Source organism: Paenibacillus sp. VT-400 (genome assembly GCF_001029205.1).
GTDB lineage: Bacteria > Bacillota > Bacilli > Paenibacillales > Paenibacillaceae > Paenibacillus > Paenibacillus amylolyticus.
Genome location: NZ_LELF01000067.1, coordinates 2626192 through 2645467, shown reverse-complemented (window position 1 = coordinate 2645467; position 19276 = coordinate 2626192). Strand labels below are relative to the sequence as shown.

Genomic DNA, 19276 nt, shown 5'->3' with positions numbered 1-19276 from the left:
TATTCTCCTTCTGAAAATGAAACAGCAAGCCTCCTGCGTATGGAAGCTTGCTCTGAATATACATTCAAGCGGACAGGCTGTCTGTATCCTGTCCAAGTCCAATTTCCTTTCATCATTATAGATTGATATTCAAATAAGTCAAACGCTTTCATACTGTGCGCATATAAAAAGTGCTACTCCTCAAAATAATGAGGAATAGCACTTTTATATGCGTACCTTACTTCAGTTGTAATCACTTCTTGTTAATGGAATGCTCCAACATTTCAGTCTACTCTCGTACCGTCACATTTAATTTGTGTGATCTGGTTTCCCCTGAAGAATTACGAAGTACAGCTTCATACTCGTAGATTCCAGGTACTCTTCCAGAGATTGAGGTAACCGCAGACTGTGCACCAGGCGAATGAGATTGCAGCGATTGTGTGTCAATCGATACACCATTTTCGTAAAGTTCGTATTCGGTTGCGTTTGTTCCCCACCACAGATTCATGGTGACATTATAGTTGCCGTCACCGTCCCAGTTGTCGTTCGACAGAACAGCTTGCCCCGGGGAAGCATCCGTGACGATGACTGTTAGTGGAACACTCATGGTTGAACCCAGTGCATTGATTAATTCTCCAGTATAGATATAGGTGCCATTTTTCTTTCCAGTAATATCAACTTGAACAGATTGGGCGGACGGGGATTGATCGACCAGAGAAATTTCCTTAATCAGTTCACCATTCTCATACAGCTTGAACTGATTACCGTTATTCCCCCACCACAGACTCATCGTGATTGTATAGTCTCCGTCTTTGAGCCCCGTGTCGTAACCATTATTATCAGATAACACCGGAGTGCCTGGGGCACCGTTTGCAAGTGGCGTTGTCTGATGGAGCCATTCCTCCCACTTAATCAGCACACTTGTCTGCTCATCCGTAAATACGGTTCCTCTAACTGCTTGAACGTCATTACCGTAGGCTGCAAGCAATTGACGCGCTTTTGCTCCTTCACGATCGTTTGCTGCCTGTTTGGCCTGCTGTAACGTGTTTGTGAGCTGATCAGCAAGAATGCTGGCATTAGGATCGATCGATTCATCAGCAAAGGTGTTGGTCAGATTAATCAGGCTGTCGAATGTAGTAATAACTGCAAAACTATATTCTACCGTCTGTTCCCACCCAGCCAAATCGGAGACGGTTGCCGTAACCTGGTTCAGTCCGGGTTCAAGTGTATACGCAGGAGTGTCGAGAAGCACACCCTCTGGTTCTTCTACACCGGATACCGAATCGGAGGCTGTATAGCCAATTTCCACCTGCTGATCAATGGTGTATTCGGTTTGACCATGAATTTCAATGGTTGGAGGTACGAGATCAATGGATATGGACAAAGACTGTTCGCTCTCTTTGTTACCGTCAACATCGACGCTCCAGTAGGTGATGGTATGTGTTCCTTCTTCAGTTAGGGTCAACTGTGTGCCACTCACCGTTTCGCCACCATTAATTTGATAATAGGTCCCTTCGATATCGGAATCTTCATCGCTTGCTGTGAAGGTTACTTGTGCAGGAGAAGTATACCAGCCGTTCTGCAATTCTCCTTCCACAGTTGCCGTAGTCTGCGGGGCCTCCCGCTCCGGAGATTCTCCTTCCAACGTAACAAAATCAGATAAAGGTATATTCAATTCCTTCACAAGGCGTGCTACGAGTTCAGACACCTTGATTGCACCGTTCATTTGCAAATGTGTATTGTCTTCCGTTGTGCCTACCCACATGAATATCGATTTGGTTCCTTCTGTGCCAAGCTCCTGGAAATGCTCCCAACTGGCTTGGTTCAGATCGATGATAAGCGTTTCCGTTTCCTGCGCCGTTTCTTTCATCGCCTGTACGTATTCCGGGAAGCTTTTGTTCAGCACCTCTCCGGTAAAATCACGACGGTTCACTGGCGTGACCAGAACCGGAATCGCACCTCTCTGCAGAGCACCGTTAATGTATTCTTTCAGATATACCTTAAATTGCTCTGGTGTAAGATAACGCTCTGGACGTGAAGGTGTGGAATCGTTATGAGACCACTGCATGAATAGATAATCGCCTTCTTGAATGTCGAGTAAAATATCGTTGAGATATCCACCGACCAGGAAGGTCTTACTGCTCAAACCTCCAACTGCCCGGTTATCAATACTGACTTCATTTGGATCAAAATATTCACCCAACGTTTCTCCCCAGCCCGCTTGCGGACGATAGTTTTCCGCGTAATTGGCCACCGTGGAATCGCTGGCCAAATAAATAACTGGTTTATCACTTGCACTGTGATCTGGCAGTCGCTCCAGCTTCAGCGCATTGATCTTCGGTGCATTTCCGGTAAAGTTGAAGTTAAAGACCCCATCAACCAGGGCAACGTCATACGTGATTTCTTTGAATTCGCCCTTGGCAATGCTTGTAATCGGCAGCTTTGTCATCTGCTCTACAACGACATTTGCGCTGGTCAATTCCTCCGCATCCCCGATGGTCATCGTTACCCGGTAATTCGCCGGCTCCATTTCCGTCAGGAAGGAGGTGCCGTTTACCCGTGTGAAATCCTCCTTGAGCAAATCTCCGGTTTCCCGGTTCTCATCTTTGGTCAGCGCAGTATCAGCAAAGCCGTACCCATTGCCTTCAATGTACGCTCTTTTGGCATCTACCTTGATGTATCCGTCGGCTGCGTCGCCAGAACCAAAGTCAAATTTGTATTCACTTGTCTCTTCGCTTGGTTCACTTGTCAATGAATCCTTCGCCACAGTTAACATGTTAAACGTATGGTCAACTTTAGCCTGCGTGGCTTCCGTATTAAATATAGCTTCCGCAGCTGCCAAAGCCCGGTTCACCACGGCCTTCGATGCATCTGTATATTCCGACAGATCAATTGCTTTGATCTCATCGTATAGAGCGATTAAGGCCGTCTGATCGCCACTCTCTGAAGAGAGCTGAGTGCCTTCAATCCGCACGTTATCGATCTGGGTAGTCCAGTTCAACGTGCCTCCACCGCCTTTTCTCGTTCCCAGGAACCGCATGGATCTGACGTTGTTCGCATATGCGGCGGAACTCAGCGAGATATCTGCAATCGTTTGGGTAACTGTCGGATCGGCTAGGTTCGTTAATGTCAGATCCAATGTTTTTTCGGCAAAATTAACGGTTGCATCCACATTGACCCACTGGTTCTTGGAAATATCTGTAGCCGTTCCCCCTTCGGGTATGGCTGTATCCCCTGTGCCGTAGTCTGGGTTATATGCACCGACAAAATAATGAATTTTGGTGCTTCCGGTTTTGGTATACAGCGTGAACAGGGCGTTTTCGTTAGAATCCTGTATTGTGAGATGACCTTCTGATGGATAGGCACTCACATTACCGGATTGCCAGTCAAAGTTCACGTTCACCTGATCGCCGTTTACGGCATCGAACAGACGGAATACCTTGGCCCGATTGCCCGATCCGGAACCCGCGACGGACAGTACCTTATTTCCAGACTGTTCAACAACGGTTCCCGTCATGGTTCCTGCAATACCCGTGGCATTGACCATCGCATACTGGTAGTTGGTAGCGTCGCCTTCAAAGTCCTCCTCATATAGCTGGGCTTCCGGTTCTGGTTCTGGCTCGGAAATATCCGGGTCGATGACCAGTGATGAAATGCTCAGCTCCATGTCTTTGACTGCACCAGCAACGAGTCCGGCAATTTTCTGTGCACCATAGCTGCTGAAATGCGTATTATCGTTGATCCCATTCGGGTATTTTGGATATTCACCCGGATTAGCATATAGGAACACTTTTTCCGTAGCTGTATTTCCAATTTTGTCGTAGTAAGCAATACTCAACTTGCTGAGATCAATCAGCGGCACGTCCTGCTCTTCCGCCACTTCTTTGGCAGCTTGAACATATGCCGGGAAGCTGACGTTGAATTCCTGAGTCACTGTATTAAAATCTCTGCGCCCAACCGGAGTGAGCAATACCGGTGTAGCGCCCCGCTGTTTGGCACCGTTTACATAACGAGCCAAGTAAATCTTATAGTCCTCCGGTGATGCGTAACGGTCCGGTATCCCTGCACTGGCGTCGTTATGACCAAAGGAAATGAAGAAGAAGTCCCCCGGCTTAATTCGTTGCAGGATTGTATCCAAACGACCGTCTACCATAAAGGATTTACTGCTTCGGCCACCGATCGCATCGTTCACGACGACAGCCCCATTGGAGAAATAACGTCCGAACTGTTGGCCCCATCCTTCTTGAGGAGCCTGCGCTTCACTGTAAGATTGCATGGTTGAATCACCAGCCATATAGATCGTTGTTGCCGCACCAGCCGCTTTCTCTGGATATTTCTCGATGATGACGTCTTGGATGTCTATGGCTGTACCCGTGAAGAGAAGATCGAGCTGTCCATCCACCACAGCAATATCATAGGAATACTCCAGTGGTGTCCCTGCTGTCACATTGGTTACGGCGAGCTTCTGGACGAATTCGGATTTGACTCCAACGTTCGAGTCATTTGCATCATTGCCCAATCGCAACATCACCTTATAGTTCGCATTGGGCAGATCAACGGCAAATGTCGTGCCCGCCGCGACCGAGACCTGATTTGCCCCTACCGTAACATCACTTGTATCCTTGAAGCCGTATCCCGGATCTTGTGCGTAGAGCGTATCCTGTATGTTCGTACTTCCTGACGCAGTCTCTGTACCGAAATTAAAGCGGTAGACCGGCTCCAGCATTTCAGCTTCGCGGGTCAGAGTCAGATCGGCTTTAGGGAATGCTGTAGCTTCCGCTCCAAGATAAAAGCCGGTATGAGGCGGCTGGTTGTAGGCTACATTTTGCCAGGCTACGCCAAGTCGATACACAGGGTCCTGCATCAGCGTAGGGATGCGATAGTCTGAAGGAATGGTCGTTGTGTAGAGACGATACTCCGAACTATCTTCGCTCCGCAACAGAAGCTCCTCACGCCAGTCTCCCAGAATGTCCGCCTGAAGTGCCGGATTGCCTTTGGTATGGTTGTTCGTTAACGTACCGGTCGCCCGGAAGATTTCATTCAGCTTTTTGTTTTGGTAATCCCACTTATAGATGAGTGGAATACCTTTGGCTGTGCTATTATCCCACTCATGGTCCAACAGCTCCCGCTGAAGATCTCCATCCCACCAGATGGCGAAATTGGCGGTTTTGGGCCCTTCGTCCACAGTGTAGATAGCCTCTCCTGCTGCAGAATAGGTATTGGTTACAGGTACACTTTGCCCGTTGGTAACGGTCGTGGCCCATGATTCGTAACCTGGATAGTTGGGATCAATGTCCGCCGACATCCCGCGACCGGTGTCAAAACCTGTTTTCTCACCCCAGAGGATTTCACCTGTTGCCGCATCGCGCATCTCCAGACCGTATGCCGCATCAGAATGCTCATGCACGCTTACGACCTGATAGCCCTCCCGGTTCGGATCGAGTTGGCCGGCGTGCATGGCGTCACCGTGGCCGAGTCCAGTGCTGTACAGCAAGCTGCCGTCATCATCAATGGCCAAGGCGCCAAACATAATTTCGTCCTTGCCGTCCTTGTCGACATCCAGCACACTTAGATTATGGTTTCCCTGTGATTGATATTGTGATCCTGCTTCGTTTGTGTCGAACGTCCAGCGTTTGACGAGTTCCCCGCCAACATAATCATAAGCAACAAGCACTGTGCGGGTATAATAACCCCGGCTCATCACGACACTTGGCTTCGTACCGTCCAGATAAGCGATGCCGCCAAGGAACCGATCTACACGGTTGCCATAGCCGTCACCCCAATCGTTGACGTTGCCTCTTGGAGGATCATAATTCACAGTGGATACAGCCGCGCCAGTCTCACCGTTAAACAGCGTGAGATATTCTGGACCTGACAGTATGTATCCGCTGTCGTTGCGATAATCCTTCGTGCCATCACCAATGACTGTGCCTTGGCCGTCCTTTGTGCCGTCCGCCGTCTTGACAACAACCTCAGCCTTTCCATTGCCATCCAGGTCATACACCATTAACTGCGTATAATGCGCTCCGGCGCGGATGTTGACTCCCAGGTCAATCCTCCACAGCTTGGTGCCGTCCAGTTTGATGGCATCGATATACACATTGCCGGTATAACCTGCCTGCGAATTGTCCTTGGAATTGCTCGGACTCCACAGGAAAACAATTTCATATTCGCCATCCCCGTCCAAGTCAGCTACGGAAGCGTCACCTGCATAATAGGAGTAGGTTCCACCATCCTTAGTCCGGCCATCGGCCGGTTTATCGAGCGGGATAGGTAGATAATCGTTATGCCAGACCGATACAACCTCCGGTTGCATTTGCTCTTTGCCTGCAATAACGGTGGAGATCTGATATTGCGAACTGTCGAAACCAGTGGTGTCCACATAGTTGGTCACATCGCTTATGGGAGATGCGTTCACTTTAGTTCCGTTTTTATATATATTAAAAGCGATATCATCTGGATCGTTGTTTAAATACCTCCAGCTTAAAAAAACGCCGTTGTCTACAAGAACCGCAACCAATCCCCGGTTAAGATACTCTGCTTGGCGACCCGGCAGGCTGCTTGATGACTCTGCACGTATCGGCGCCGGAGGAACAGCCATTGAAATAACCATAAGGAGTGCTAAAAAAGATACAAACATCGATTTTTGGATGGAAACAGTTCTTCGGATCATTCGATTAACTCCCCCTTATCTAAAAATTCATTTTTAGAATCATCAGTTCGATCCTGCCCAGCTTGTTGTCATATGAACACAATTTACAGCCACCTCCTCTTTATGTTACCGCTTACATTTATCTTACAGGTCTAAAAAAAGACAGACAATCTAAAAAATGTGACGTATTATATAAGATAATTGACTTTTTTAGGAAGGAGATGAAACGATGGTTCATACGGTTTCTTATGCTTTTCGTAATGACGATACATCAATCATGACACTGGACTCTATTGGATGGCAGATCGTTTCTAGCGAGGAATATCGTTGTCCAAGTGATGATAGACCGGACCCGGGGCATGTCGTTTTTCAATACACACTTAATGGCCAGGGTTATCTGGATATTGACAATCAAACGCTCCCTTTACCGAAGGGACATGCCCTACTTGTCAAAATTGCAGGAGAACATTGCTATTACTATAAACAAGAGAACAACGAGCCATGGGAATTTATATGGATCAACATTCGCGGGGATGAAGCTAACCGAATTTGGGATATGATGCATGATAATGAGGGGCATGTCATTCGACGAAACGCGGACTCTCCCTTGATTCAAGAGTTATGGCAAATTATCCATTTGATTCATCAAGAGAAGGTTACGGACAAGTATCGCTTGTCCATGCAAGTCTATCGGTGGTTGCTTATCCTAGTACAGACGAGTCGGGATGCGGAGAAGGATATCGGTGCCCTATCCATAACAACGATTGAGAAATGTAAAAAGTTCATCCGAGAGAATTATGCATCTCCATTGACGTTGGATCTTCTAGCCAGCCATTGCGATATCAATAAACACTACTTGTGCAGGTTATTTCAGAAATCCGAGAAAACATCACCGCTAGCCTATCTCAAAGACAGACGCATTGAGGTTGCAATCCGACTACTCCGCACAACGGAACTTCCGATTTCTCAAATTGGTCAACAATGCGGGTTTGAGAGTCCCAGCTATTTCGGCAAAGTTTTCCGTCAATATATGTCCATGTCGCCCAAAGAATATCGCTTGAATAAGTTAGAGTTTCCTTATGAGGCCATCTATTATGAATAGCTAAAATCGCTGTTTGCTAGTTGTCCTTGAATTGGGAACTGCTCTTATACCAATACAATATAAAAAAAGCCGCTAGAATAGCGACTTTTAATGGAACTATGTTCTTTGTGTGCTTCGATAATTGCTACACTTATTGAGCGGTGTATCCTCCGTCTATGATCAAGCTATTTCCTGTCATATATGAAGAATCGTCGCTAGCCAGGAACAGAACGGCTTTTGCCATCTCATCTGCTTGACCCAGACGTTTCATTGGTGTTGCCGCTGAAAGTGCTTGTTTGCTCTCTTCCGGGATAATCGGTGTATCGATAAAGCCTGGGCAAAGGGAGTTCACCCGAATATTCTGCTCAGCATACTCCAGCGCGAGCGAACGAGTCAGGTTCACAACGCCGCCTTTAGCTGCATTGTAGGCTGCAGAGCCAGGTGAACCAACCCATCCGTACATGGAAGCCGTGTTGACGATTGTACCTCCACCAATTTTGAGCATTTCGCGAATCGCTTCACGTGCAACCAAGAATACGCCGTCCAGATCAACATTGACTGTATTGCGCCATTCGGCATAATCAAGCTCATGCGTGGGATGAACACGTCCGATTCCCGCATTGTTGAATACGATATCGACTTGACCAAATGCTTCTACGGTTTGTTTGAAAATCTCAGAAACCTCTTCTTCACTTGTTATGTTTGCTTTAATAAAGAGAGCCTCTGCTTTAAGCGCTTTCAGTTCCTGCTCAAACGCCTTACCTTTTTCTTCATTTAGATCCACCAAGACCACTTTAGCTCCTTCGGAAACGAATAAGCGAGCTGTCGCTGCGCCAATCCCGGATGCTCCTCCTGTGATGACTGCAACTTTATCTTGAAGTTTGCCCATGAATAAATCCCCCAGTATAATATTTTGAATAGCGCCTATATAAATAGTGCTATATGATGTTTACAAAACTAATTCTATGCTTAAAATTGTAACAATCCAATCATTAAGATGTGACCAAGTGTCTACCTCGTAGACACTTTATAAAACTATGTCTATATTTATAGGAGTTTTTTTGAATGAATAATGAACTTATTGTGACATCTCAACATCGTAATCGAACCAAGGAGCACCTAAAAACTGCTCTGATTCAGCTCATTAAGAAAAAAGGATTCCATGGTGTTTCTGTCAAAGACATCGTTGATCAGGCGGGTTATAATCGTAGCACGTTTTATTTACACTACCAGGATAAATATATTCTCGCCGAAGAGTTGTTGAGTATGACACTCGAAGGATTGAGGGGCGCAGTAGGCAAACCTTATTGGCACGGTCAAAAGGTTTCAACAAACAAGCTGGATGCCGAATCTTTTCAAATCGTGGATTATATCTACGAGCACCGTGATTTCTTCGAACTGATTCAATACGATGATACGTTACCCGGTCTACATACAGGCTTTCCGCAAACCATACTCAAAATCTATCAGGAGCAATTTGTCTTTGAGACGATCAACAACTCCCCAGTTAATATGGACTATTTCAAGTACTATACCGCCTACGGTTTTTTTGGACTATTAAATAATTGGATATTAAGCGGATATCGTGAATCACGTGAGGCATTTATCAAAAACGTGATTGATCTCACCAAAACGCATATTCACTCTTTTCATTATGTCGGTAACACGTTTGAATCTTGATCTCAAGTAAGTTGATTTGTGAACATCACGATGAACGATATGTCTGCTTTAGATAACAGGCTAGTTGCAGATGGAGCAGATGCTCCTGATTACTCAGGGACATGCCCAGACACCAACAGGACGCAAAATCACAAGGGGATTTAAAGCATAAATAAAAACGGGCATGTCATTTACACGAGAGGAATGAAATCCTCAAGATAAATGCATGCCTAAGTGAAAATTAATTAGATACAAGCCCAAGCGGTAAACGGACTATGTCCTTTTCTCTAGACCATTGAACATAGACTACTCTATATAAATTAAATCATTATAATACGGGTCCCATTCTCCAGTTACAAATCTAGCAATGACTGCTTTTTCTAAACTAACAGGTGACCAAGATTCCAGTTCGGAGGCAACTTCAATCTGTGAAGCACTGGGAGTTTCAGTCACAATATCACCCTTATGATCTACCAATGTATATCCATCTTCAGTTTCCTCTTTGTACATGGGAAATGTCATCCTAGGTATTGGAGCATTACCAATCACTTTCCAGATACCATCTTCAATCCTGGAGTTTACAGTCTGTATTAAGAAAATGATTGGTTTAGTAGTGATCTCACTTACTGTTGGGTGTTCCATTGATATCAAATCAAATACAATCATACAATCTGATATTCTTCCTTCAGAAACAACTTGTCCATAACAATTCCAATCCTGATTTAGTTTTATTGAGAAGACATCTCCTATCTTCACCGAAACTCTTTTTTTCATTATTTTATCCTTTACTATTTCTTTTTTATTCGACCTATTCTTCTAAGTGGAATTTTTAACAGCGTATTAATATTTCAGGGTTGCAGAGTGCCTTTCAGTACCTGTTTTATTAATTAAAGCAACTTCAAAATCAGATACCCATGTAAGTTCACCTAGATGTTCAGCATAGGCAAATTCATCTGGTTGTTCTGATATGACCTTCTCTACAAGTACTTGCGTACCATCACGTTGTAAAATAGATAGGAATATATCCATGCTATCTACATTATGATGACATATGACTCTAGCATTGTACTTCTTATTAGGGCTCTTTACGTCTTTTTTCCAAGTCCATTCATTTACATAATCTAACTGCTCTATTTGCAAAGCTATCTCCCTAAATGGATCAATATCCCAATTATTACGTAGAGCAAGTTTCTCTATGCCTTCCATTAGCAGGCGAAGCGTAGCCTTTTTTTTCTCCAACTCATTTTTTTCACTAAAGTCATTCAAACTAAATTGGATCGGTACCGAACACACACCAGAATCGTTAACAATACGTTCATCCGTAATGTTTTCTACACACTCTATTAGGACTTTCCAACAATCTTTCGTTTTGTATTTCCCCAACAGACGTTCATACATCGCTGTAATACAGCGGGTTTCCAAACTAAAAGAGCGTCTTTTCCATTTCCAATTCAACGCATAATCTAATTTTGTTGCTTCGTTGTACTCACATTTTTGTTTTTTTATTATAGATTCAATATTTTCATCATCTACAATATACGGTAAATCCAAATTGAATCCTTTTAGATACATCTGGTTCTCTCCTTAGATTACTCCCGATGGTTAGTGCATTATTAACTTCTATCCAAACTTGAAGCCCAATTTTTGAAGCAATTAAGCATCTCTTCTAAATTTTTTGCTCCCCCTGCACTGTGAAACACTCCATCTCTCACGATACAGTAGAACCAATCTTCTTCATTTCTCTCTTCTTCAATCGAATCAAATGGCACATCTTCTAAATAGGTATCCGTCAAATCGATTTCGACAGACCAACCAGGATTATCCACCGTATCAATTCGCACACCGTATAAATGCTCCCAATCACCGTCACAGTTTTCATAATACCAGCTTTGAATCCATTTTAGGATATCCATCATCGTGACCTCTTTTTTTGTTTTTTCTACTCTAGGGAATTATTATTTAAAGGAATTCTCATGCCATATTGCATACTTTTTTCGTATGAATTACCTTTTAGTAATAATTTGCTTTTTTTACGTAGGGTATACTTAAAAGCAAGGGGAAAACTTTATTTCAAATCAAGGAGGTCATTATGAAAAAAATAATATTGTTTATCTTCATTAGTATGATTATACTTTCGGGCTGTTCTAACAAGGATGAGAAAGAGAATTATCCAGTTTTCGAGGGCACTGTAGTATTTAAAACAGATGAAAATGACAAGTACAAATTTCTTGTTCTTCAAAATGTAAGTAAGGAAGACCTGGAGAATGGAAATCTTGAGGATTTTATAGAATTAGCACAAGACCAGGAAGCTTCGTATTATTTGGTTAATAGAGAAACATATGAAACAATTGAGGTAGGGCAAAGAGTAAGAATTACTACTGGATTTGACCAACTAGAACCCTCGCCACCCATTAGAACGGTTGTGAGTATTGAAAAAATCAATGATTAAAACTTATTAAATATGAACTATTTTAAGTTATGTATCATTCTCTCATTCGAAATATATTTCCCCAAATGATAAAAAGACCTTAACGTTTTAAAGCAAAAGTAAGGTCTCTTTATCATTTTAATTTCAAGATCAGAGTTGAATCACGTGCAGTTAAATCCGACCACCCGGTTCTCTCCTTTTATTACGCGATAAACCCTCCCGAAATTCAGGCAAATCAATACTAAGGCTTTTGAGGTTTTTTAATCATCTCTACGCCGTCAAAGGTAAGGCTATCAATATCCGCATCCTTTTTCAACATATATTTATCAAAGAACGCCTTTGTATAAGAAGTGATAATGTTGCGCTGTTCCATCGCGTCCCGGGTTCCTCTGGATGCTTTATCCGTAGTTGTAAACAAGGAATCGGAGAAGTCACCATGGATTACATTATCAATAATGGCAAAGTAGGTGTCCTTGCTGTTGGATTCAAGAAGAAATGCATTCGTATTATAGGCAAGTACAGTGCTGAGCTGCATGAAGGGTTTCTTAAAATCACTATCCAAGGCACCTAACATATTACCGTCAAGGTTTACAGCGCCGACAAATCGGTCATCGTCACGGCTAACAATTGCCGCTGTCGTTCCTCCAAAAGAATGTCCGAACACACCCATACCGAGATCAAGCTGCAATCTGCCTTTAAACATAGATTCCATGTCACCTGTATTCATTTTGTACAAATTATCTGCAACATATCGAATATCCTCGCTCTGTAAAACGGCATAGTTAGCAAACTTGACTGCTTCAGGCGCGGAAGTTAATTTGCGAGCAATCTCAATAGCTTCTTCTTCCTCAAGCTTCTCTGTCACAATTTCAGGTGGGGTTAGGGTGGCCGCTTCCATTCCGTATTTCGTTACTTCGTCCATAAATTTCTCTGACATACCCATCGTTCGTCCATCTTTAAGTTTGTACACGCCACTTTCGGCATGGCCGATGGATACCACAATATAGCCGGCGCTTGCCAGGTCTTGTGCGAACAAAGTGCCTTGCTGTGGGTAAGCGCCTGCGCCATGAACAAAGAATAAAACCGGATATTGTTTTTCCTTTTCAGACAAGGCCAGATCGTCGTAAGACCATGTCTTGAAATTGGAATCAAAAAGCTGCTCACCACCCGCGGTGCCCCCTAATCTAACCAAAAGCTCATCCCTCAGTGAATGAAACTCCGGAAATGCATACTCTGCCGTTGGTTTGCCCTCATTGCTGTCGGACGGATAGAAAAATAATGCTGTCAGTTCTCTTTCTGAATGGTCTGATGCTGTGTACTTGAAGTCCATCTGTGTACGCCCGACCGTATAACTTCCCATTGGTTTCGGAAACTCATTCTGTGCGGAAGCAACGTTATTTTCAGGTTTCGGAATTTCCTCCTGTGTTGAAGTCCCGCTATTAGTGATGCTGCAAGCGGAGAGCATGGTCAGTGAGAGAACAGTTGCCAGAATCGTTGTCAGTCTTTTTTTCATCATTTCTCCTCCAATTTGTATTCATGCAACTATCATAAACGGAGGAGAAAAATAAAAAATCGTACAAAAGGGCAAGACCCAAGTGTACGATCGGGCAAATCTATGAAATGTTTGATTATAAATGCAATATTCCACGCTCTACCGCGACGGCGACGGCCTGCGACCTCGAATCCACACCCAATTTATTGTAAATACTCGTTAAATGAGTCTTTACAGTCCGTTCGGATATGCCCATATCAAAGCCGATCTCTTTACTTCGAGAGCCACGGGCAATTGCTTGAAGCACGATCAGCTCTTTGTCTGTAAGAGATATCCTCGCGGAGGATGACTCTTTCGCCTTTTCTGATGTCTTGTGAGCAAATACTTTCTCGCTGATCTCCGGAAGTAGCAACGTTTCCCCCCGCATCGCTGCATCAATCGAGCGAAATATCATCTCTCTTCCCGTGTCCTTTAGCAAATACCCTTTAGCACCTAAAGCCAGCCCGCGGATCATCATTTCATCCTCGTTATATGTAGTCAAAATAATGATCGGTATATCCATTCCTTTAGCTCTGAGCGCTGTCATGGTATCCAGGCCGCCCATTTCAGGCATGTTTAAATCCAATAGAATTATGTCCGGATTGTAAGTATCTACCCGTCGAATCGCTTCCTTACCGTTAGATGCTTCTGCAATTACCTCGTACCTTTGATTGGTTTCCAGGATCAGCTTAAGTCCCTCCCGAACGACGAAATGGTCGTCCACAATAAGAATCTTGATTGTCATGCGTTGGTTTCCTCCTGCTGTAATGGGATGCGAACAGAAACTTGGGTTCCTTGCTTTCCGCTTTCAATTTCGATCTCCCCGTCCATAATTCGAGTTCGTTCATATAAACCAATTAAACCATAACTACCGGATTGTTTTTCGATGAGGTTGGTATCGAACCCTATTCCGTCATCCGTTATGTTTAGCTCGACTTCCTTTTCCCGTGCAGCAACCACGATTTCTACATTCGTAGCATTAGCATATTTAGCTGTATTGGCCAAGCATTCTCGGATGATATGTAAGCTATGTTCGAAGATCAACTTCGGCACCACCAGATGGGGCATCCATAACCGAGTGACAACACGAATCCCTGTTATATGTGAGAAATGTTCAGCCTCTTCCTTCACTGCTTTAGAAATATCTATTACCTCTGCAGAATACGAACGCAAGTCGTCAATTGCGCTTCTCGCTTCTGAAAGCGTGCGCTTTGCTTGGGCTTTTGACAACTGAACAATCTCGTGGGCACGATGGTTATTATCATTTTCTAAATGCGCATCCACGGCATCAAGCTGCATGATAAGACCTGCCAGCCCTTGTGCAAGGGTATCATGTAAATCACGGGCCATCCTTTGACGTTCATTGGCAATCGTTAGCTCCTCCACTTTCCTGTGCGCTCGTTCCAATTCACGTAAAAACGACTGGGTCCGCAATTTGGCACGAACTTGTTTATAGAACAAAGCAGCATAGCCGATTACGAAAAACATGATGAAGAAGAGCGATGGTACTGTAGATGGCAAATCCTCGGTAGTCCCGAGCCAAACCAGGGAGGCAGAAAACAAGGTACAGTAAAAGATACATACCAGAAGCACCTTCATCCGTTGAGCGTATACGCCAATACTCTGACCGGCCAAAGCCGTCAATAGACTTACAAAAATGAGAGAATGAGCATTAGGCATGAATAACGCACACCCCCAGACAATACATCCTTGTGTCACAAAATAAATCCAGGGTCTTCGATCGACAACGTATCCTGCATACCAATGCAGCAGAACGTGAACCAGAATGAGAGCTGTAAACATCATAAATTCAAACCATGTGGGCAACATCGGTAGCTGGGAGTACAATGCAGAAAAATAAATCAGAATACCCCAGATCAAAGCAGGCAGACGAGAATCACGCAGAACATTTTGAATATCAGATCGGGAGCTTGTATACGGTTGGTTTATCGAATAATTACTCATGCTTGATCACCTCTATCAGGTACTATCTCAAAACAATCTTCCTAAACACAAAAAAACGGTACATTACTGTACCGATCATTATCTCACTCCATCTATGTTAATGTACGAAGTGTCTCGAAGTCCAGCTCCAGCAGAATCGTCATGATCACACGCAGCCTTCCTGTTCCGCACTATGCCCTGTTCCTTTACTTCTGCGAGCATATATTCCTCTATTCTTGCTGCTTTACTTTCCATGTTCATTCCATGCTGGTTCCATTTTTGTCACTAACGATATCAACTGATCATATGGAATAATGTGCCTTTTTAAAGACCGTCACATGTTTTCCAATACACCAGCTGCATGCTTTGTTTCTTTATACATAAAGTAATCAAAATCGGCATGTTTTCGGGTTCCACCTAGATCCTGTACACAAAGACCGATATAAGTTCCCGTAAACCGGATATACTCCGGAGATTCATCGGACAGATGTGTGATATCAACCCACTCGCCTGCTGTATTCCAGGATGAATCACTATTTAACGCATAATAAAAGCGGGCGCGATCTTGATCCACCACAGCCTTTAAACGGAGCGTGCTCACCGAATCTAGCGGAATATCCTCCAGCAGTTCGTCGTATACCCCGTATTTGGACTGAATAATCCCCAGGCAGTGCCCTTTCTCTTCATGATAAATTACACGTAAGTAGAGATAGTCCTGGGTATCGTAGTACAAAATCAATCCTGCCATTTGTTGTGGATGGTCCGGCGTAAATTCCAGACACGTCTCGACTTCACACTCCAAGGCCTGAAGTCTCCGTGCGATCATGCTTTGCCTGTGCGTTGAACTCATCGACTCCATGCCGTGCAAGCGTAAGTAACCGGGACGTTCCGTCAAGCTGAGCCAAGTTGAATCGGGTGGAATGCGAAGTGTATTCCAATCATGCAGAAGCTCAAAGTGATCGAAATGATCCATTTCAGCAATCGGCTCAAACGGATGGGACTGGATCATCGGTGCAGGCACTTGAACCTCCGGATATCGGTCACCGCTCGCAAGTCTCAGCCAGCCGTCCTCACTCCACGTACATGGCTGAAGTGCGGTCTCACGTCCAAGAATGCAATATTTGTGCTGAACGGGTCGTCCGACCAGATGAGCCATGTACCATTCGCCGGTATGCGTTTCGACCAGACTACCGTGGCCTGCCTTTTGCAGAGCTAAATCCGGTCTGCCGTATGAAGTGAGGATCGGATTGGCAGGATCGACCTCATAAGGACCTTGTAACGTACGGGAACGTGCTGAGGTAACCGCATGCTCATAACCGGTTCCACCTTCAGCCGTAATGAGATAATAATAGTCCTTGTGTTTATACAGGTGGGGTGCTTCGGTCAGGCCTAATTCTGTTCCCTTAAATATGTTCATGGCCGGTCCGATCAGCTTATGTTCCTGGACGGAATATTCCTGAAGAACGATGCCTGCAAACCGATTTTTGCCCTTACGGTGATCCCATATCATATTGACCAGCCACTTACGCCCGTCTTCATCATGAAACAGGGAAGGATCAAAACCGCTGCTGTTCAGATACACCGGATCGGACCAAGGACCCTTGATATCCGTTGCTGTCACAAGGTAATTGTGGGTATCTTTAAAAGCGCCTACCCGGCTTTTGACATCGGTGTAGATCAGGTAAAACACACCGTTGTCGTAACTAAGACAGGGTGCCCATACGCCTCCGGAATTAATGTTGCCCTCCATGTTCAACTGCGTTACACGAGTCAGCGGAGAAGCGATGGGCCGCCAATGAACCAGATCCCGGGAATGGTGAATCCGTACACCAGGGAACCATTCAAAGGTGGAAGTGGCGATATAATAATCCTCCCCTGCTCGGCAGATGGACGGATCGGGATGGAAACCGGGAAGGATGGGATTGGTGATCATTTTCTTGATCTTATTCATGGAAGAAACCTCCGGTATGAAAGTAATGATCTGTACAACAACAGATACACAAAAGGTGGATATCAGTACCAGCCCAGCGCTTTTTTGCCGGCTTCCAGGGCGGTTACGATCCGCTCGACATCATATATATTCCCTCTCCAAGTCCCACCGCTGACCGATTGCAATGCAGCCCAGAGCTTTGTATCATCCGGCAAAGCCTCATCAGGCCTCATATCTGGATGAAAGGGCCTTTGTGCCAGGATGAGAGCACCTTCTTCCGGCGAAAACTCCAGATCGCCTTCTCCGACAAAGTTAATGCTACCCTCCAGCGTGTTACGATCAACCGTGATGTCAATCAGGTCTCCGTTCCGCAGCTTGCCAATCGGTCCGCCTGCCAGCGCTTCGGGGCCAACATGACCAATACACGCTCCGGTGGAAACACCGGAGAACCGGGCATCCGTAATCAGTGACACGTATTTGCCAAAAGGCAAATGTTTAAGCGCAGATGTAAGCTGGTACGTCTCCTCCATTCCAGTTCCCGATGGACCTCGCCCGAGAAGCACAACAACGTCGCCAGCCAGAATACCTCCGGTCTTAATCGCATGGATCGCCTCACGTTCAGTGGTAAACACCTTTGCTCTGCCACGATGACGGTATACGCCATGCTCATCCAGCACAGCAGGATCAATAGAGGTGGATTTGATGACAGAACCTTCTGGAGCGATATTCCCGGTTGGAAATGTTACAGTCGATGAGATTCCAAGCCGCTGAGCGTGTTCTACACTCATGATGACACTGTCCGGATCGATACCGTCCTGCTCTTTTAACTGCTTCCGCATGAGATAACGGCGTTCCGACGATTCCCACCAGTCCAGTACCTGACCCAATGAAGTACCTGTAACCGTTGGTACAGACACATCCAACAGACCAAGCTGTCTGAGGTGGAGCATGACCTCCGGTACACCTCCTGCCTGAAAGACACGTATGGTCGGATAAAAGATCGGTCCATTTGGCAGGGCACTAACCAGCCTCGGAACATTTTTGTTGACCTGTATCCAGTCCTGTACCGTGGGTATGGTTAAACCGGCTGCATGGGCAATCGCCGGTATGTGAAGAAGCAGATTGGTCGATCCGCCAAACGCGGCATGAACGGTCATCGCATTGCGAATGGATGCATCGGTGACAATGTCTGCCATTCTCATCCCCTGTGACTCCATGTGGATGAGTGCACGTGAAGATTGGCGCGCCATTTCAAACCAGATGGGCTGTCCGGAAGGTGCAAGCGCAGCATGTGGCACTGTCATACCCAGTGCCTCTGCTACCACCTGGGCCGTAGCCGCGGTACCTAGAAACTGACAGCCTCCTCCCGGTGTAGCACAAGCTCGACATCCTAAATCCGAAGCCATTTCCAGAGAAAGTTCCCCGTTGACGTACCGTGCACCGATGGTCTGAATTTTACCGGCATCCTCTCCATCGGTAGGCGGAAGTGTGACGCCACCGGGAACAATTACACCAGGCAATTGCGGCATGCCGGCAAGTGCGAGCATCATCGCTGGAAGACCTTTGTCACAAGTGGCGACACCAAGCACGCCTTTACGAGTTGGTAGCGAGCGAATCAGTCTGCGAAATACCATAGCGGCATCATTCCTGTACGGAAGCGAGTCAAACATGCCGGTTGTCCCCTGTGATCTGCCGTCACACGGATCGCTGACATATCCAGCAAACGGGATTCCTCCCCGGCTTGACAGTTCTTCTGCGGCAGCCTTCATCAGCAGGCCGACCTCCCAGTGGCCGGTATGGTAACCGAGTGCTGCCGGGCTACCGTCTTCATTCCGTATGCCACCTTGTGTACTCAAGATCAGAAATTGTTTTCCGTTCAATTCCCCGGGCTTCCAGCCCATTCCAACGTTCTGGGACATGCCGAACAAGTCGCCGCTTGGAGCATTCCGCAGCAAATCATCCGTTAAAGGCAGACGTCCGGCAGCCCCTGGAGCATGTGCTATGATATCGAAGCAGTTGGACGCGGTCTCTCCCATAATCGACGTAATCTGTTCGTACATGATAGCCTCCCA

Annotated in this window: 13 protein-coding genes; 3 read left to right on the top strand and 10 right to left on the bottom strand. The window is 45.5% G+C overall.

The window, feature by feature from the left end; translation table 11 throughout:
• Positions 1 to 268: 268 nt before the first annotated feature.
• Positions 269 to 6652, bottom strand: coding sequence for a GDSL-type esterase/lipase family protein (locus EL84_RS22240; RefSeq protein ID WP_047843150.1), 6384 nt, complete (start codon positions 6650 to 6652; stop codon positions 269 to 271).
• Positions 6653 to 6860: 208 nt separating this feature from the next.
• On the opposite strand from EL84_RS22240, the gene EL84_RS22235 reads away from it, so the two are divergent.
• Positions 6861 to 7733 (top strand): helix-turn-helix transcriptional regulator, encoded by an 873-nt coding sequence (locus EL84_RS22235; protein ID WP_047843149.1) that lies wholly within the window; start codon positions 6861 to 6863, stop codon positions 7731 to 7733.
• A 130-nt stretch (positions 7734 to 7863) separates the two neighbouring features.
• Here EL84_RS22235 and EL84_RS22230 read toward each other — a convergent pair whose 3' ends face one another.
• Positions 7864 to 8601: an SDR family NAD(P)-dependent oxidoreductase gene (locus tag EL84_RS22230; protein WP_047843148.1), complete on the bottom strand. Its 738-nt coding sequence runs from the start codon at positions 8599 to 8601 to the stop codon at positions 7864 to 7866.
• Positions 8602 to 8777: 176 nt separating this feature from the next.
• Here EL84_RS22230 and EL84_RS22225 point away from each other — a divergent pair, with 176 nt between their 5' ends.
• Positions 8778 to 9392: a TetR/AcrR family transcriptional regulator gene (locus tag EL84_RS22225; RefSeq protein ID WP_047843147.1), complete on the top strand. Its 615-nt coding sequence runs from the start codon at positions 8778 to 8780 to the stop codon at positions 9390 to 9392.
• 285 nt (positions 9393 to 9677) lie between these two features.
• Here the strand turns inward: EL84_RS22225 and EL84_RS22220 are convergent, their stop codons facing one another.
• The 3 genes from EL84_RS22220 to EL84_RS22210 all read right to left on the bottom strand — a co-directional run bounded on the left by EL84_RS22220 (position 9678) and on the right by EL84_RS22210 (position 11287).
• The gene (locus EL84_RS22220) at positions 9678 to 10145 is read right to left on the bottom strand and encodes an Imm26 family immunity protein (RefSeq protein WP_047843146.1); all 468 of its coding nucleotides are present in this window, start codon (positions 10143 to 10145) and stop codon (positions 9678 to 9680) included.
• A gap of 66 nt (positions 10146 to 10211) precedes the next feature.
• On the bottom strand, positions 10212 to 10943 hold the full coding sequence (locus EL84_RS22215; RefSeq protein WP_047843145.1) for a hypothetical protein: 732 nt from the start codon (positions 10941 to 10943) through the stop codon (positions 10212 to 10214).
• Positions 10944 to 10984: 41 nt separating this feature from the next.
• Positions 10985 to 11287 carry an immunity 53 family protein gene (locus tag EL84_RS22210; protein WP_235431574.1) on the bottom strand — a complete coding sequence of 101 codons (303 nt, stop codon included), beginning with the start codon at positions 11285 to 11287 and terminating at the stop codon, positions 10985 to 10987.
• A 173-nt stretch (positions 11288 to 11460) separates the two neighbouring features.
• Between EL84_RS22210 and EL84_RS22205 the strand changes: the two genes are divergently transcribed.
• A complete protein-coding gene (locus tag EL84_RS22205; RefSeq protein ID WP_047843143.1) occupies positions 11461 to 11820 on the top strand; it encodes a DUF3221 domain-containing protein in 360 nt (119 codons plus the stop codon).
• 220 nt (positions 11821 to 12040) lie between these two features.
• Here the strand turns inward: EL84_RS22205 and EL84_RS22200 are convergent, their stop codons facing one another.
• From EL84_RS22200 to EL84_RS22180, 5 genes are all read right to left on the bottom strand, one after another.
• Entirely contained in the window at positions 12041 to 13315 is a 1275-nt protein-coding gene (locus tag EL84_RS22200) for a choline esterase (RefSeq protein WP_235431573.1), read from the bottom strand.
• A gap of 112 nt (positions 13316 to 13427) precedes the next feature.
• Positions 13428 to 14075, bottom strand: a complete 648-nt coding sequence (locus EL84_RS22195; protein ID WP_036615473.1) for a response regulator — start codon at positions 14073 to 14075, stop codon at positions 13428 to 13430.
• On the bottom strand, positions 14072 to 15295 hold the full coding sequence (locus EL84_RS22190) for a sensor histidine kinase (RefSeq protein ID WP_047843142.1): 1224 nt from the start codon (positions 15293 to 15295) through the stop codon (positions 14072 to 14074). The genes EL84_RS22195 and EL84_RS22190 overlap by 4 nt, the downstream gene beginning before the upstream one ends.
• A gap of 313 nt (positions 15296 to 15608) precedes the next feature.
• Complete coding sequence (locus EL84_RS22185; protein WP_082219098.1) at positions 15609 to 17225, bottom strand: glycoside hydrolase family 43 protein; 1617 nt, start codon at positions 17223 to 17225, stop codon at positions 15609 to 15611.
• A gap of 62 nt (positions 17226 to 17287) precedes the next feature.
• Positions 17288 to 19264 (bottom strand): YjhG/YagF family D-xylonate dehydratase, encoded by a 1977-nt coding sequence (locus EL84_RS22180; RefSeq protein WP_047843141.1) that lies wholly within the window; start codon positions 19262 to 19264, stop codon positions 17288 to 17290.
• Positions 19265 to 19276 lie beyond the last annotated feature (12 nt).

Bases quoted from the DNA above. Each gene is read 5' to 3' on its own strand.
- EL84_RS22240 (WP_047843150.1), bottom strand. From the start codon at position 6,652: ATGATCCGAAGAACTGTTTCCATCCAAAAATCGATGTTTGTATCTTTT.
- EL84_RS22235 (WP_047843149.1), top strand. From the start codon at position 6,861: ATGGTTCATACGGTTTCTTATGCTTTTCGTAATGACGATACATCAATC.
- EL84_RS22230 (WP_047843148.1), bottom strand. From the start codon at position 8,601: ATGGGCAAACTTCAAGATAAAGTTGCAGTCATCACAGGAGGAGCATCC.
- EL84_RS22225 (WP_047843147.1), top strand. From the start codon at position 8,778: ATGAATAATGAACTTATTGTGACATCTCAACATCGTAATCGAACCAAG.
- EL84_RS22220 (WP_047843146.1), bottom strand. From the start codon at position 10,145: ATGAAAAAAAGAGTTTCGGTGAAGATAGGAGATGTCTTCTCAATAAAA.
- EL84_RS22215 (WP_047843145.1), bottom strand. From the start codon at position 10,943: ATGTATCTAAAAGGATTCAATTTGGATTTACCGTATATTGTAGATGAT.
- EL84_RS22210 (WP_235431574.1), bottom strand. From the start codon at position 11,287: ATGATGGATATCCTAAAATGGATTCAAAGCTGGTATTATGAAAACTGT.
- EL84_RS22205 (WP_047843143.1), top strand. From the start codon at position 11,461: ATGAAAAAAATAATATTGTTTATCTTCATTAGTATGATTATACTTTCG.
- EL84_RS22200 (WP_235431573.1), bottom strand. From the start codon at position 13,315: ATGATGAAAAAAAGACTGACAACGATTCTGGCAACTGTTCTCTCACTG.
- EL84_RS22195 (WP_036615473.1), bottom strand. From the start codon at position 14,075: ATGACAATCAAGATTCTTATTGTGGACGACCATTTCGTCGTTCGGGAG.
- EL84_RS22190 (WP_047843142.1), bottom strand. From the start codon at position 15,295: ATGAGTAATTATTCGATAAACCAACCGTATACAAGCTCCCGATCTGAT.
- EL84_RS22185 (WP_082219098.1), bottom strand. From the start codon at position 17,225: ATGAATAAGATCAAGAAAATGATCACCAATCCCATCCTTCCCGGTTTC.
- EL84_RS22180 (WP_047843141.1), bottom strand. From the start codon at position 19,264: ATGTACGAACAGATTACGTCGATTATGGGAGAGACCGCGTCCAACTGC.